This is a genomic window from Oryzifoliimicrobium ureilyticum, from assembly GCF_037199735.1.
Classification (GTDB): Bacteria; Pseudomonadota; Alphaproteobacteria; order Rhizobiales; family Rhizobiaceae; genus Rhizobium; species Rhizobium ureilyticus.
Genome location: NZ_JBBBVQ010000029.1, coordinates 13,113 through 26,760 on the forward strand (window position 1 = coordinate 13,113; position 13,648 = coordinate 26,760).

Below are 13,648 nucleotides of genomic sequence, written 5' to 3' on the forward strand. Positions count from 1 at the left end.
TATGAAGTTGCCAGCGGTCTTTGCTGGCGCGCTCGGGCCGTTACTCGTCGCGTTTGCTCTGCTCTGCTTGGACGCATACGACGTCGTCTGGTCCTAGCCCGCGCCAGTCCGAAAATTTAGTTCCTGGCTCCTCCGGCCTGGAAGAGCCCCTACGGGTTGGATAAGAGCTTGCCGATTTCCAGCATCAGCTGCTGTTGGGTGTAAGGTTTTCCGAGTCTCGCGACGTCGAGGTCGAGACCCGCTGGAAGTTCGGCATAACCAGACGCGATAAGGATTGGCATATCTGGAGCAACCGCACGGACAGCCCGTGCCAAGTCTCCACCAGTCATGCCCGGCATGGAATAGTCGGTGATGATGAGATCGAAGCCAGATCCGTCACCGAAAATGTCAAGAGCCTCTAGACCCGAGTGGGCCTCAACAACGTCGTGGCCAAGATCCATCAGCATGTCGGCAGAGCTCATTGCAATCAGCATGTCGTCGTCGACCAGCAAAATTCGTTTCGGACCAACTGCCCTCGGTGTCGGTGCCGTCGAGGAGCTGATCGGCTGAGCCTCAGATGGGATAATTATCGTTGAGACTGGGATCCACAACTCGGCCGTTGTGCCTTTACCGACCTCGCTTGTGAGCTTAAGTTCGCCGTTAAGCTGCGATGCCAGTCCATGGATCATAGAAAGGCCCAAGCCCGTTCCCTTGCCCAATTCTTTGGTCGAAAAGAACGGCTCGATCGCCTTTTGCAGTGTCTCGACATCCATCCCGCAACCTTCGTCTGTGACCGAAAGGACGACGTAGTGCCCAGCCGCCAGTTCGCCGAGTTGCGAGCTGTGCTCTGCCTCGTAAAGTTCAACATGGATTGAGCCTCCGCTCGGCATCGCATCTCGCGCATTGACAGCGAGATTGAGTAGAGCCAGTTCCACTTGATTGGCATCAGCGGATACGAGCGGCAGTTTGTCAGGCACATTTATTTCGACCACGATCGTCGAACCGACAGAGCGCCTCAACAGATCTTCTATTCCAATGAGAAGCTCTCGCATATCCACGGGGCCTATACGCAGGTCCTGTCTTCGAGAAAAGGCGAGAAGCCGCTGGGTGAGAGATGCCCCGCGTTTTGCGCCCTGCTGCGCTCCGTCGATCAGGCGGAGGGCTTTTTCATCACTGCCAACATATTTGCGTAGAAGTTCGAGATTGCCGAGCACTGCCATGAGCAAGTTGTTGAAGTCATGCGCCACGCCACCCGTCAGCTGTCCGATCGCCTCCATCTTCTGACTTTGGCGCAGTTTCTGTTCGGCGCTTTCTCTCTGGCCTACCTCCGCCAAGACCGCGGCATGAGCCTGCTCGAGTTCGCGGGTTCGATCCGCAACGCGCTGCTCCAAAACTTCGTTCAGCCGTCGCTGCTGTTCCTCCGCCTCCAGTCGGGCTGTTACATCGGCAGATACTCCTACCAACTTTATCGCCTTGCCGGATTTGTCTTTATATAATTGCGCGCGTAATTCTACCCAATGGACAGACCCGTCCCTCCAGATGGTTCTATACTCTATCGCGTAATCGGTCCCAGTCTCGATGGTGGATTTGACCGTGGATTGCATCCGATCTACATCGCCGGGATGGATCGCCGATATCAGCTCATCATAGGAAAACGGCTCATCAAATCCACGTCCGAATATCGCCCTGAATTTTTCAGACGCGGTGAGCTGAAAGGAAGCAAGGTCGAGCTCCCAGGCGCCCAGTCGACCTGCGCTCAGGGCCGTCTGGAGACGGCGCTCTCCTTCATCCAGATCTTCTATCCTCGAACGCGCGTCGAACTGACGGCCTCTACCGCGCATCGCTGAGCGAGCAACACTGATAAACGTCGTAGCATGAAAGGGCCGCTCTACAAAGCTTACATTACCTAATACTTCAGATAGTCGTGCCGCAGCCGGATTGCGTTCCGGCCCACCGCCACGGTTCGTCAGGATGATGAAGGGTAGATCAGACCAACTCGCCTGCGCCTCGATCCACGCGGATATAGCGCGCAAGTCGGCGGATCGGAACGCCTCCTCTGTGACAACGGCGAAGGCGATTTCATCGCCCAGACTTGCGACGAACGACACGATATCCGTTGTTGACTTCGAAGAAATACCAGCCTCTTTTAAGAGCGACGCTGCAATTTGCGCATCGCGGCCGACTGGAGCGTAAATCAGACCGAGCGCGTGGGTGTTAGGAATTGCTGCCGTCCTTGTCGATCAAGGCGAGGAGGGGCTGCTGATCGCCAACGAAACTGGGAACACCCCGTAGCACGCCCTGGAAGCCGGAAAGAGGTTCGCCGAGTGTTAGACCTTTATCGGAGATCCTGAACTCCCGGATCGTGTCCTCGTGGGGACCGGTACGCTTCTTGATCACCGATACCGCTCGACGGACTTTTCCCAGAGCCTCGAAGTATCGCAGCAGGATGACGGTGTCAGCAAGATAGGTCACATCGACCGGCGATTTCATGTCCCCGACGAGACCGTGTTGGGCGACAGTCAAGAAGGTGTTTGCTCCTTGCCGATTCAGGTATTGCAGAAGTTCATGCATGTGTAGGATGAGCGCGTTCTCCTCCGGCATAGCGGCCTGATAACCGTTGACGCTATCGATGACGACGGTTTTGGCATCGAAGCTGGCGACACGGTCTCGAACGCGTTGGGCGAACTCGCCGGGAGACAGCTCTGCAGCATCCAATTGTTCTATATGTATGTGTCCTTCATTCCGCAACTTCTCAAGATCGATACCCATCGCCTTGGTGCGTGAATAAAGAAGTCCGAGTTCCTCATCGAAGATAAACACTGCGGCCTTTTCGCCTCGAGAAATCGTGGCATTGACGAACTGAAGAGCGAACAGACTTTTACCGGTGCCGGCCGGACCGATAAGCAACGTGCTCGAACCACGTGCGACCCCACCGCCTAGGAGGCCGTCGAATTCTGCCAAACCGCTTGAAAGTGAAGTTCGCTCGAAGCCAGTCTTGTGCTCGATTGCGCGTAGACGTGGAAAAACCGCGACGCCACCGGTCTTGATGATGAAGTCGTGATAGCCGCCGCGGAACGATTGGCCACGATACTTGATTACCCGTAGTCTGCGACGTTCTGATCCATAATCAGGGGCAAGCTGCTCCAGGTGAATGACACCATGGACAATGCTATGCACTGTCTTGTCGAAATTCTCGGATGTCATGTCGTCGAGAAGGAGGACTGTTGCATCTGATCGCGAAAAAAAATGCTTCAACGCGAGGATTTGACGGCGGTAACGCAGCGAACTCTGCGCTAATAAACGGATTTCCGACAGACTATCGATGACAACGCGGTGAGGCCTGAGGCGCTCAAACGCCTCAAAAATCAGCTTTGTCGTTTCCCCGAGTTCAAGGTCGGATGAGTAAAGCAGACTTTGCTGTTGGTCCGCGTCGAGAAGGCTTTCGGGCGGAACGAGTTCGAAAATCTGAATTCCTTCGCTTAGGTCCATACCATGCGATTGCGCACAGTCCCGGAGCTCCGCCTCCGTCTCCGAGAGGCTGATGTAGAGGCAGCGTTCGCCGAGCTTTTCGCCTTCCAGAAGAAATTGAAGCGCAATCGTCGTCTTGCCCGTGCCGGGAGATCCTTCGAGTAGAAAGACATGGTTACGCGTAAGGCCACCGGATAAAACATCATCCAGCCCTTGAACACCGGTTTCGGCCTTACTGCTGGGTCTCAGATCCATAGTTCCTCCGGACTTTCTAAAATACTTAGAGCGCAACATGGATGGAAACAAGCCAATAGCACATCGTAGATAAAGGAGCATCCGCGTGACAGTCTGCGTCGGCGTCCCAACGACCAGTTGCGCCAGCATGAGATTTCCAACATGGGTACGCGGTTCAAGGTCAGAACCGTCGTCACCAATGACGTGCTGTTTCATGAGCCGGGGCGGCGGCAGTTGCAGGATATCGTCACCTGCATCCGGCACAACACCACGATCGACGATGTCGGCTTCGAGCGGGAGAGGCACGCCGACCGATTTCTCAAGCCGCCGGAGGAGATGGAGCGGCTGTTTCCGCGCTACCCCGAAGCTCTGGCGCGAACCCTGGAAATCGTGCGTCGCTGCAAGTTCTCGCTCGAGGAGCTGACCTATCAGTATCCGGAGGAGGCGATCGTGCCGGGCAAGGACGCTCAAGCTTCGTTGGAGCACTATGTCTGGGAATGCTCGCCCGATCGGTATCCAGAGGGGCTGCCGCCGGATGTGTTGAAAACTGTGCGGCATGAGCTCGATCTCATCCGCACCATGAAATACGCGCCGTATTTCCTGACCGTGTTTTCGATCGTACGCTTTGCCAGAAGCCAGGGCATTCTCTGCCAGGGCAGGGGATCGGCGGCCAACAGCGCCGTCTGCTATATTCTCGGCATCACCTCGATCGACCCCTCCACCAATGAGCTTCTCTTCGAGCGTTTCGTCAGCCAGGAACGGGACGAGCCACCGGATATCGATGTCGATTTCGAGCATGAACGGCGCGAGGAGGTCATCCAGTGGATCTACAAGACCTACGGACATGACAAGGCGGCCCTTTGCGCCACCGTTACGCGATACCGCGCCAAGGGCGCAATCCGCGATGTCGGCAAGGCACTCGGCCTGCCGGAGGACGTGATCAAGGCGCTCTCGTCAGGCATGTGGTCGTGGTCGGAGGAGGTGCCGGATCAGAATATCCGCGAGCTTAACCTCAATCCCGATGACCGGCGTCTGGCGCTCACCCTAAAACTGGCGCAGCAGCTGATGGGCGCGCCGCGCCATCTCGGTCAGCACCCCGGCGGCTTTGTCCTCACCCACGATAGGCTCGATGACCTCGTGCCGATCGAGCCGGCGACGATGAAGGACCGCCAGATCATCGAATGGGACAAGGACGACGTCGAGGCACTGAAGTTCATGAAGGTCGACATCTTGGCATTGGGCATGCTCACTTGCATGGCGAAGGCATTCGATCTTATTCGCGAGCACAAGGGCGATGATCTCGATCTCTCGAAAATAAAGCACGAGGATGCGGCGACCTATGCGATGATCCGCAAGGCCGACACGCTCGGCACCTTCCAGATCGAAAGCCGCGCGCAGATGGCGATGCTGCCACGCCTGAAACCCCGCACCTTCTACGATCTGGTCGTGCAGGTGGCGATCGTCCGCCCCGGCCCGATCCAGGGCGACATGGTGCATCCCTATCTTCGTCGGCGTGAAGGGAAGGAGCCGGTCGAGTATCCGACACACGAGTTGGAGGCCGTGCTTGGAAAAACGCTCGGCGTGCCGCTGTTTCAAGAGTCGGCGATGCGCGTCGCCATGGTTTGTGCCGGCTTCACCGGCGCCGTCTCGCGCTTCAAGGACAAGCTCGTTTCGGGGATGGTGAAGAATGGCTATTCCCCGGAGTTTGCCGAAAAGACGTTTTCGCAACTCGAAGGGTTTGGCTCCTACGGCTTTCCTGAGAGCCATGCAGCCTCCTTTGCGCTGATCGCCTATGCCTCGAACTACATCAAGTGCCATTACCCGGATGTCTTTTGCGCAGCCCTTCTCAACAGCCAGCCGATGGGTTTTTATGCGCCTGCTCAGATTGTCGGGGATGCCATCAAGCATGGCGTTGAGGTGAGGCCGGTCTGCGTCAACCGCTCGCGCTGGGACTGTACGCTGGAAACGATCGGAAGCAGCGATCGTCATGCTGTGCGTCTCGGCTTTCGGCAGGTCAAGGGGCTGGCAGTCGCGGATGCAGCTCGCATCGTGGCGGCCCGCATGAACAGCCCGTTCGCCTCTGTCGATGACACGTGGCGCCGGTCCAGTGTTCCGACCGAGGCACTCGTCCATTTGGCGGAGGCCGACGCCTTCCTGCCATCGCTGAAGCTCGAACGGCGCGATGCGCTCTGGGCGATCAAGGCGCTGCGCGACGAACCCTTGCCCTTGTTTGCCGCTGCGGCCGAAAGAGAGATGGCGGCGATTGCCGAGCAGCAGGAGCCGGAGGTGGCACTTCGGCAGATGACCTCTGGCCACAACGTTATCGAGGATTACAGCCATACCGGGCTGACGCTTCGCCAGCATCCGGTTGCCTTCTTGCGCAAGGATCTCTCGGAGCGCAACATCATCACCTGCGCCGAGGCGATGAACGCCCGCGATGGCCGATGGGTTTACACCGCTGGACTCGTGCTGGTGCGGCAGAAACCAGGATCGGCCAAGGGTGTCATGTTCATCACCATCGAGGACGAGACAGGACCGGCCAACGTTGTGGTCTGGCCCACTCTGTTCGAGAAGCGCAGGCGCATCGTGCTGGGATCCTCGATGATCGCGATCAACGGGCGCATCCAGCGGGAAGGGGAGGTCGTGCATCTCGTGGCGCAGCAACTCTTCGATCTTTCGGGCGACCTCGTCGGCCTTGCCGATCGGGATACCGCCTTCAAGCTGCCGGCCGGGCGAGGCGATGAGTTTGCCCATGGCGGCGGCGGGCCGGACTCACGCGACAGGCCGAAGCCGGTTGTCCCGCGGGACCTGTTCGTGCCCGATCTTCATATCGATACGCTGAAGGTGAAGAGCCGGAATTTTCAGTGAGCGATCTAGATAAGTGTATAGTCGGAGGCCCAATTGTTTCAAAGCGATGTTACTTCTCAGTAGCCAGTTCGCTGAAATTCTTGATGTTGACCGAGGCGTCGGGAAACCTCGCGGTAATCTCCAACGTGCCACCTAATGCTTCGATATAGCGTCGCAGGTTGCTGACATAAATATCGGCGCGCTGCTCCAGCTTTGCGACGGCCGGTTGCTTCACATGGAGTGCACGCGCCACATCCTGCTGGGTTTTTTCACGCGCCACGCGCAGTTCGTGCAGCGCCATCTCCTCGAGAATTGCCTTCGTCGCTTCATCGTTGCGAGCCTGGCGTTCAGGCGACATTCTGTTGCGCAAGTCGTTAAAGGAGCGATGTCCCGTCATATCAACCCTTCCTTCCCGATCTCGATCAGGTAATTGTCATATAGTCGATCAGCGACCGGAATCATGATTTCATAAAAGCGGTCGTCGCCGGTTTTATTTCCACCAATCAGCAAAATAGCAGTGCGACGCGGATCGAAAGCGTAGAATACCCGGTAGGGTTCGCCGCCGCTCTGAATCCGCAGCTCCCGCATATGTTCGTGCTTTGAACCTTCGATGCCGGATGAGTAAGGGAAGGGAAGTTGCGGTCCTTTGGCTTCGAGAAGCCCGACAACCCTTACAACATCGTCTTGAACGGCCTCGATCAGCGTCGTGTACCACTCACCAAACTCATCGGTATATTCAACGCTCCAACTCATCGCTGCTCCGAATGTATTCCATCTGTGGAATATTTCAAGCGATATTCCGCAGACGGAATAACTTGACCCCTCAAAGTTGACAAGCGTAGATGGCGCTGACCTGTCGGCGCCCACGACGATCATTCCAGCAAACTTGTGATCTGGCCTGCGTGAGAACGACGTCAGACCTCGATGCGGCTTCAACCGCTCGAGATGATCATCTTCGAGCTGCATGCGAGGCGTCTCCGGCAGTTATAACCGTCAACGCTGACCCGACGTCGGAGCGAGGAAACAACCAGCAAGGCGATCGGGTAAGGCAAGGATCCGCATCAGCACGATTATTGTGGATCCAAGGCAAGGTCTAAGGGGCGTGCCAATCCCGCTCTTTATGGATGGCTTCCTGGTCCAGCCCCGGATCTCCGTCGATCAACCCGCTGACGGGGTCCGCTAGCAAGCTGCGGCCGCTTCGGCTCACGCCTTTGCGGTGATCGCGACCGGTTCCGGACACTGACGGGAGCCATCGAGCGGGAATGGCCCCGCTCCAAAGATGGAGCCCTCAGATGAACACCGATCTTTCCCTTGCGCAGAACCACGCCTTCCAGCTCGCCCGCACCCTGATGGTTCCAGTCACGCTGTTCAGGTCCGGCGACGAGTTCGGCGTTCTGCCGAGCGACGAACTCGATGACGAAGACGATCTGGAGATCGTGCATGAATTCCATCCCTGGCCGGCTCATTGAGCCGGCACTTCCCCCTGGGGTGCCGCTTGCGAGCGGCAGGCGGCAAGGGAAGCTTCGCCGCGCCATGGCACCGACGGAAGGCGCCAAGCTGCAGATCAGCAGATTGCCATGGCGCGCCCTTGCCCCCTTTGCTCTTCGCGGACCGCTGGAAACGGTCCCGTAAATTGCGGGAGCCATGAATCTGGAGAGAAGGGCGGCGCCAAGAGCGCCGGGAAAATAATGGAGAAGCAGAAACTGGAAGAACTTCGGGACCGCGTCCCGTGCGCAGCAGTGCTGGAACGGGCCGGCTTTACCTTCGACATGAAGGAAAGCACCCGCAAGGCACAAAAATACCGGCGCGGTACGGAAATCGTCATCGTCATCCATGAGGGGCGGGGATGGTTCGATCCACTCTCCGACGCGAAGGGCGATGTCTTCGGCCTCGCAGAGCATCTGGATGGCGTCACCTTCATCGAGGCGCTCGACCGGGTGGCCGAGCTGATCGGCGTCATCGCCAGGGATCCTGCCTGGTCTCCGCCGGCCGGAAAGCCCGCTTGTAGCATTTCCGTCTTGGAACGCTGGGCAAAACGACGTCGCCCGTGGCAGGGATCGATGACCTGGCGCTACCTGCGCACCGAGCGCAGCCTACCGCCAACGATCATCCGGGAGGCCATCCAAAGTGATGTCCTTCGGGACGGCCCTTATGGCAGCATGTGGGCCGCGCATGTCAACGACGATGGTGTTGTTATTGGCTGGGAGGAGCGAGGTCCCGATTGGCGCGGCTTTTCGACAGGCGGTTCCAAAATACTGTTTCGCCTTGGTTCTCCTGACGCGACGCGTCTTTGCGTCACCGAGGCGGCGATAGACGCCATGAGCCTTGCGGCATTTGAGGGCCTTCGCGAGGGCAGCGTCTATCTCAGCACCGGCGGAGGTTGGTCACCGACGACGGACGCCGCAGTCCGCAAGCTGGCAGCACGTCCGGGTGCTGTTCTGGTCGCCGCCACCGACGCCAATAGCCAGGGCGAGATCTTTGCCGGGCGCCTCCGGGACATCGCGGATGAATTGGGCTGTGATTGGTTGCGACTGAAGCCGCCGGCAGAGGACTGGAATGAAGCGCTGAAGGCGCGGGAAGAGGAAAAGAAGGAAAAGAAAGCGAGGGCGGGAAGAGGAGGCCTGCCGCATGCCCGCCAGCCGCGTCAAGGGTGAAGCTTCGCCCGCTCGAGAGCGGCCCTTGACCCGTCCGGACGGAGAGGCGGCGTGAGGGTAGGGGTCATGAAGGACTGAAGAGGATGGTGAGCCGGCAGGCAGCACCGCGCTTCGGTTCGGACAGGGCCAAAAGGAGCCGTTAATGAGCACCCCTTCCGCAATCCGTAAAGTCTACCAGGGCACCGTCGACCGCCATCAGATGTTCCGCATGTTCGATCGGCATGCATAGCGTCCTCACCGTTTCGAGGGGAACGCGAGCGCGCTCTATGCAGGCGAGTGGTTCGAAATCACCGAGCGTGAGCATGATTACATGTTCGAGATCCTGCCGCCGCTGTGGATCCGGGGCTCGATGTTCGCGATGCGCGAATTCCTGACCGGATCCGTCACATCGGTGTTCTTCGCGCTGCGGATCGACGGTAACATCCGTTACTTCCATGGCTATTGCGATCTCTCCGACGGCCGGTCGGTGGAAGCCATGCGGCTGGCGATCATTGAGAGGGAGGCGCGCCCTGTGAGGGCGATGACGCGGAACGAGCGGCTCGAGCACATCTGGAGTGCCACGGCGGACGCCTATCGCGGCTACTCCGACGAAACCTCCCCGCGGTATTTGCCGGGTCAGCGTGTCATCACTTTCTTCAGCGATACCGGATCTGCCGGGTTGAAGCTGCTTGATGACCTGACCGACGACGAGATCGCAGCCAAGCTGCCGGTGCAACTGCGTCATCTTCCGGACGCCTTGGCGGCGTGAGGGGGGCCTAGCCATGCTCTCCTTTCCGATCGACTCCGTGCGGGCGGTGATCGCCCGCGGACGCGCCGACGCGGAAGCCAATGGCGGCTTTCGCAATCCGCACTACGGTCTCCATGCCGGTCGTGACGAGCAGTCTGGCGTCTGGCTGGTCGGTGATCACGGTGTCTACCTGTGCTCGAATGGGAAACTGCCTGACGGCGAGAGGCCTCTCGTCGCTTATGCGCTCGAATGCGATCCCCCGCACCAACGACGGCTGGTTCGAGGTGAAGCGCAGGACCTTCGGGGGTGAGGACGGTGTCGAATTCCTCGACGCCAACCAGCTGGAGGCGATGATCGCCGCAACCCCCAATGCGAGGCATCTCGGCATCACCTTCGACGAGGACTCGATGGAACTGTTCATCATCGAGTGGTCGTAGCGCTCCGTCGCAGCGGCATCCCCAACGTCAATGTTCACCGTATATGAGCGATCCCTGGCCGAAAGTGCAATCCGCAACACTTGGCCGGATGCCTGGGAGGCGATCCACGGTTGCGAGCTTGCCGAGAGCGAAAGCTGGACAAAGGATCAACGGGCGTTCGATCAACGTCATGCGAAGGACTATATCGTCACGTCGGCGATCTTCTCCGATCAGAGCCCCGGCATGACAGAGGTCGTGGCGGTCGTCGGGGGGCGCCGAAAGTCCGACCACGATGAGCGTCGCTTCCTGGTGCCGAGCGACGAGTATGCACAGCGTGGCCGGTTCGGCTTCGTCATCGATACCGGTCGGCATGCCGAATATCATGGGCCGTCTTCCTTCATTGGCTGGCGATGCCGGGGGAGTGGGACATGATCGACGTCCTCGTTTCAAAGCCGCTGGCGAAGGCAATCGGCGCCCGGCGCGAAACCCAGCGGCATCTCGACTGTCTGACACGGCAGATTGCCGCGCGCGCCGGACGGCAGGAGATCACGGCAACCGTCCGGAGTCGGGCTCGACGTCGGTCCGGTTACCGCCTCTATCATCAGGAGCTTGCCGATCGCCTGACTTTCGAACGGTGGCGCGAACTCGACGCGGTCACGTGCAGATCATCGACGAATACAAGCGTCGCGATGATGCGCCTGGTTTGCCCATCGCGGGATAGGCGGACCACAGGAATGGGCTGCGGGGTTGGCTTTGCACCAGGATGCTGCTCTGAGTCTGCAAGGGTAGCGGGCTTGGCCATATCGCCCTCCGAGCGCTTGTACGTGATATCGGACCCCTGCCGGACCGCCCTTCTTGTTCGCTGCGGTCTGAACCGGCGGCCGGTCGTTTCAAGGCCGCTGTCGCGCCGCGTGGCGGCCGATCTGGCCTCACTTCGCGAGGGCAGGCTCGCGGTCCTAAGCAGGTCAAAACATGCTGGCCCGCAAACCTGCCCTGCTTGCTCAGCCGGATCGGACCTGTGAAGCCGCCCGTCCTTTGCCGGTTCTGGTCGTCCGCATCGAAGGGCAGACCGGCACGGGCCGGAACCGCTTCGGCAGCCAAGGAAGGAACAGATATGGCCAAGCCCGCAACTCCCAACCGCTCTAACGCACGCGTCTCGCAACTCCGCAAAGGAGCAACCCTCGAAATGGTCCGCCTCACATGCCCCGATGCCTCCCAGGCGCTCAAGATCGCCGAAAGCTTCGGCACTACGGTCGTCGACAGCGATGGCATCCGCAGCCTGCATGAGCGGCTGATCAATGAGACCGCCGACAGCCTCTCCGAAGGTCTGGGCGAAAGAGCCATGCAGATCCACCTGCAGCGCATCGTCGGGGCCTTCGTCGGATCGGCGCACGGCGCCGGCCAGTTTTACTCCCGCGCCGTCACCGAGGCGCGCGACGCAACGGCGAAGGCATCGAACGATGCCCGCGACGAGGATCTCGATGGCCCGGTCGGCTATGACAACGCCGCCCAGCGCAAGCGGGAATTCGCGGCCGACATGGGCATCCAGTCTCATGCGCTCCGGATGGCAGCCGAGGGCGCGGTGGCAGCCGACGAACAGGTCGTCGGCGAGACGTGGAAGCCCTGCGACCGGCCGGTCGAAAACCCGGGCGCGTCGCTCGATCGTAAAGCAGCGGAAGTTCAGATGGCTGCATTCGGATGACACGCTCGGCGGGGTCACACCCCGCCGTTTATTTCTGATCCGAGGCCGGCACCTCCAGCGCCGGCTTTTCTTATGTCGAAAAGGAAAACTGGCGACGCCCGATCGCGGCCCGTCCCGCTCGGCGGTCCTGCAGGAGCCGGGTGCCCATGCAACGGCTTTGCCGTCCTCCACACTGTTGCGGCCTTCGGTGCATGGCCACACCATCGGCCCCTGACTTCGGACCTCCGTGACGGACCGCGATCGGCGCGGTCCCTGAAAAGGAGAGAGAAGTCATGCCAGAGAAATCAGAATCGGACCGTGCCGACGTTTACACGCGGATCACCGATCGGATCGTCGAGGATCTGCAGAAAGGTGTCCGCCCCTGGATGAAACCGTGGAACGCTGCCAGCACGCATAGTCGCATCACCCGGCCGGTGCGGCACAATGGCCAGCCATACTCGGGCATGAACGTTCTGCTCCTGTGGTCAGAGCAGATGTCACGCGGCTTCGCATCCTCGATGTGGATGACGTTCAAGCAGTCCCTCGAACTGGGCGGGGCTGTGCGCAAAGGCGAGACTGGCTCGACGGTCGTCTTCGCCAGCCGCTTCACCAAGTCGGAAGCGGACGCGAATGGTAACGAGATCGATCGCGAGATCCCCTTCCTGAAGGCCTATTCAGTATTCAACGTGGAGCAGATCGACGGTCTGCCCGACAGCTATTATGCGCCGCCCGCCACGGTTCTTGATCCCGTCGAGCGGATCGAGAGCGCCGATCGCTTTTTCCGCAATACCGGCGCAGTCATCCGGCACGGCGGCAACCAGGCCTACTATTCCCCGGTCATGGACTATATCCAGATGCCGCCGTTCGAGGCGTTTCGCGATGCGGCCGGATACGCGGCCGTCCTCAGTCATGAGGCGACGCACTGGACGGCGGCGGAGCACCGTGTAGGACGTGACCTGTCGCGCTACACCAAGGACCGGACCAATCGGGCCCGGGAAGAGCTCATTGCCGAGCTCGGCAGTTGCTTCCTCTGCGCCGATCTTGGCATCGCACCGGAACTTGAGCCGCGGCCGGACCACGCTTCTTATCTGCAGTCGTGGTTATCGCTGCTGGCCAACGACAAGCGGGCGATATTCCAAGCAGCGGCTCACGCACAGCGTGCGGTGAGCTTCCTTCATTCCTTGCAGCCGGGGACGGATATGAAGGCTGCGGCCTGACCTTCAAGCGCGGTCGTCACCACCGGTGGCGGCCGCGTGGTCCATATCACGCTGATCGCTCAGACCTTGCGCAATGTCAGCATCCAGCCTTCCCCAGATCGACGGTTTTGCAGTGTCGGGCTTGGGTTTGCGGGACGGTTTGCGTTCGACGATGAACGGCTTGGTCTGCTGACGCATTTGTCCTCCAGGCTAAGATTCGCGAGCGCAACGATATCGCAAAGGGCGCAGTCAGCAAGCGGGCCAATGTTAGCTGGAGCGCTTGTCCCCTGATGAAGCAGACGATGAGGGCGGTCCTGGCGTCCATGGCGCGGGATGGCCTTCGTACCCAAGGCAAGCGCAGCGGTACGCCATTGCCATATCCCTTCCGTCAGATTTCCGGCAACCCATCTGCGGGCTCGATGAGGCATGTCTGACCGGAGACCGGC

The 13,648-nt window shown here is 59.7% G+C and carries 12 protein-coding genes and 4 pseudogenes; 11 read left to right on the top strand and 5 right to left on the bottom strand.

Annotated features, from left to right (window positions below; all coding sequences use genetic code 11):
- Positions 1–149 precede the first annotated feature (149 nt).
- Together VQ830_RS26020 and VQ830_RS26025 are read right to left on the bottom strand one after the other, a co-directional pair.
- On the bottom strand, positions 150–2,201 hold the full coding sequence (locus VQ830_RS26020) for a hybrid sensor histidine kinase/response regulator (protein WP_337271103.1): 2,052 nt from the start codon (positions 2,199–2,201) through the stop codon (positions 150–152).
- Complete coding sequence (locus tag VQ830_RS26025; protein WP_337271070.1) at positions 2,194–3,702, bottom strand: ATPase domain-containing protein; 1,509 nt, start codon at positions 3,700–3,702, stop codon at positions 2,194–2,196. The genes VQ830_RS26020 and VQ830_RS26025 overlap by 8 nt, the downstream gene beginning before the upstream one ends.
- A gap of 93 nt (positions 3,703–3,795) precedes the next feature.
- Between VQ830_RS26025 and VQ830_RS26030 the strand changes: the two are divergent.
- A pseudogene (locus VQ830_RS26030) lies at positions 3,796–6,549 on the top strand (error-prone DNA polymerase); the annotation flags it as partial.
- A gap of 49 nt (positions 6,550–6,598) precedes the next feature.
- Here the strand turns inward: VQ830_RS26030 and VQ830_RS26035 are convergent.
- Together VQ830_RS26035 and VQ830_RS26040 are read right to left on the bottom strand one after the other, a co-directional pair.
- Entirely contained in the window at positions 6,599–6,925 is a 327-nt protein-coding gene (locus VQ830_RS26035) for an XRE family transcriptional regulator (RefSeq protein WP_337271071.1), read from the bottom strand.
- Complete coding sequence (locus VQ830_RS26040) at positions 6,922–7,494, bottom strand: type II toxin-antitoxin system RelE/ParE family toxin (RefSeq protein WP_337271072.1); 573 nt, start codon at positions 7,492–7,494, stop codon at positions 6,922–6,924. The genes VQ830_RS26035 and VQ830_RS26040 overlap by 4 nt, the downstream gene beginning before the upstream one ends.
- Positions 7,495–7,820: 326 nt before the next feature.
- Here VQ830_RS26040 and VQ830_RS26045 point away from each other — a divergent pair, with 326 nt between their 5' ends.
- The 9 genes and pseudogenes from VQ830_RS26045 to VQ830_RS26085 all read left to right on the top strand — a co-directional run bounded on the left by VQ830_RS26045 (position 7,821) and on the right by VQ830_RS26085 (position 13,223).
- Complete coding sequence (locus VQ830_RS26045) at positions 7,821–7,997, top strand: hypothetical protein (protein WP_035211408.1); 177 nt, start codon at positions 7,821–7,823, stop codon at positions 7,995–7,997.
- On the top strand, positions 7,969–8,160 hold the full coding sequence (locus VQ830_RS26050; RefSeq protein WP_337271073.1) for a hypothetical protein: 192 nt from the start codon (positions 7,969–7,971) through the stop codon (positions 8,158–8,160). The genes VQ830_RS26045 and VQ830_RS26050 overlap by 29 nt, the downstream gene beginning before the upstream one ends.
- A 56-nt stretch (positions 8,161–8,216) precedes the next feature.
- Positions 8,217–9,182: a DUF3991 domain-containing protein gene (locus tag VQ830_RS26055; RefSeq protein ID WP_337271074.1), complete on the top strand. Its 966-nt coding sequence runs from the start codon at positions 8,217–8,219 to the stop codon at positions 9,180–9,182.
- A 142-nt stretch (positions 9,183–9,324) separates the two neighbouring features.
- A pseudogene (locus VQ830_RS26060) lies at positions 9,325–9,930 on the top strand (DUF1419 domain-containing protein).
- Positions 9,931–9,943: 13 nt separating this feature from the next.
- Positions 9,944–10,346: pseudogene (locus tag VQ830_RS26065) on the top strand (DUF3085 domain-containing protein).
- Between the two features lie 24 nt (positions 10,347–10,370).
- Positions 10,371–10,757 (top strand): annotated as a pseudogene (locus VQ830_RS26070) (DUF7007 domain-containing protein); the annotation flags it as partial.
- A 540-nt stretch (positions 10,758–11,297) separates the two neighbouring features.
- Positions 11,298–11,471, top strand: coding sequence for a hypothetical protein (locus tag VQ830_RS26075; RefSeq protein ID WP_337271109.1), 174 nt, complete (start codon positions 11,298–11,300; stop codon positions 11,469–11,471).
- Positions 11,440–12,027: a hypothetical protein gene (locus VQ830_RS26080; RefSeq protein WP_337271076.1), complete on the top strand. Its 588-nt coding sequence runs from the start codon at positions 11,440–11,442 to the stop codon at positions 12,025–12,027. The genes VQ830_RS26075 and VQ830_RS26080 overlap by 32 nt, the downstream gene beginning before the upstream one ends.
- A gap of 272 nt (positions 12,028–12,299) precedes the next feature.
- Positions 12,300–13,223 (top strand): ArdC family protein, encoded by a 924-nt coding sequence (locus VQ830_RS26085; protein ID WP_337271077.1) that lies wholly within the window; start codon positions 12,300–12,302, stop codon positions 13,221–13,223.
- 3 nt (positions 13,224–13,226) lie between these two features.
- On the opposite strand, the gene VQ830_RS26090 is transcribed toward VQ830_RS26085, so the two are convergent.
- Complete coding sequence (locus VQ830_RS26090; RefSeq protein ID WP_337271078.1) at positions 13,227–13,400, bottom strand: hypothetical protein; 174 nt, start codon at positions 13,398–13,400, stop codon at positions 13,227–13,229.
- A gap of 92 nt (positions 13,401–13,492) precedes the next feature.
- Here VQ830_RS26090 and VQ830_RS26095 point away from each other — a divergent pair, with 92 nt between their 5' ends.
- Positions 13,493–13,636: a hypothetical protein gene (locus VQ830_RS26095; RefSeq protein ID WP_337271079.1), complete on the top strand. Its 144-nt coding sequence runs from the start codon at positions 13,493–13,495 to the stop codon at positions 13,634–13,636.
- Positions 13,637–13,648 lie beyond the last annotated feature (12 nt).

Excerpts from the sequence above, each read along its gene's own strand:
- VQ830_RS26035 (WP_337271071.1), bottom strand. The coding sequence starts at position 6,925 with ATGACGGGACATCGCTCCTTTAACGACTTGCGCAACAGAATGTCGCCT.
- VQ830_RS26090 (WP_337271078.1), bottom strand. The coding sequence starts at position 13,400 with ATGCGTCAGCAGACCAAGCCGTTCATCGTCGAACGCAAACCGTCCCGC.
- VQ830_RS26080 (WP_337271076.1), top strand. The coding sequence starts at position 11,440 with ATGGCCAAGCCCGCAACTCCCAACCGCTCTAACGCACGCGTCTCGCAA.
- VQ830_RS26085 (WP_337271077.1), top strand. The coding sequence starts at position 12,300 with ATGCCAGAGAAATCAGAATCGGACCGTGCCGACGTTTACACGCGGATC.
- VQ830_RS26095 (WP_337271079.1), top strand. The coding sequence starts at position 13,493 with ATGAAGCAGACGATGAGGGCGGTCCTGGCGTCCATGGCGCGGGATGGC.
- VQ830_RS26045 (WP_035211408.1), top strand. The coding sequence starts at position 7,821 with ATGAACACCGATCTTTCCCTTGCGCAGAACCACGCCTTCCAGCTCGCC.
- VQ830_RS26025 (WP_337271070.1), bottom strand. The coding sequence starts at position 3,702 with ATGGATCTGAGACCCAGCAGTAAGGCCGAAACCGGTGTTCAAGGGCTG.
- VQ830_RS26050 (WP_337271073.1), top strand. The coding sequence starts at position 7,969 with ATGAATTCCATCCCTGGCCGGCTCATTGAGCCGGCACTTCCCCCTGGG.
- VQ830_RS26055 (WP_337271074.1), top strand. The coding sequence starts at position 8,217 with ATGGAGAAGCAGAAACTGGAAGAACTTCGGGACCGCGTCCCGTGCGCA.
- VQ830_RS26040 (WP_337271072.1), bottom strand. The coding sequence starts at position 7,494 with ATGCAGCTCGAAGATGATCATCTCGAGCGGTTGAAGCCGCATCGAGGT.
- VQ830_RS26075 (WP_337271109.1), top strand. The coding sequence starts at position 11,298 with ATGCTGGCCCGCAAACCTGCCCTGCTTGCTCAGCCGGATCGGACCTGT.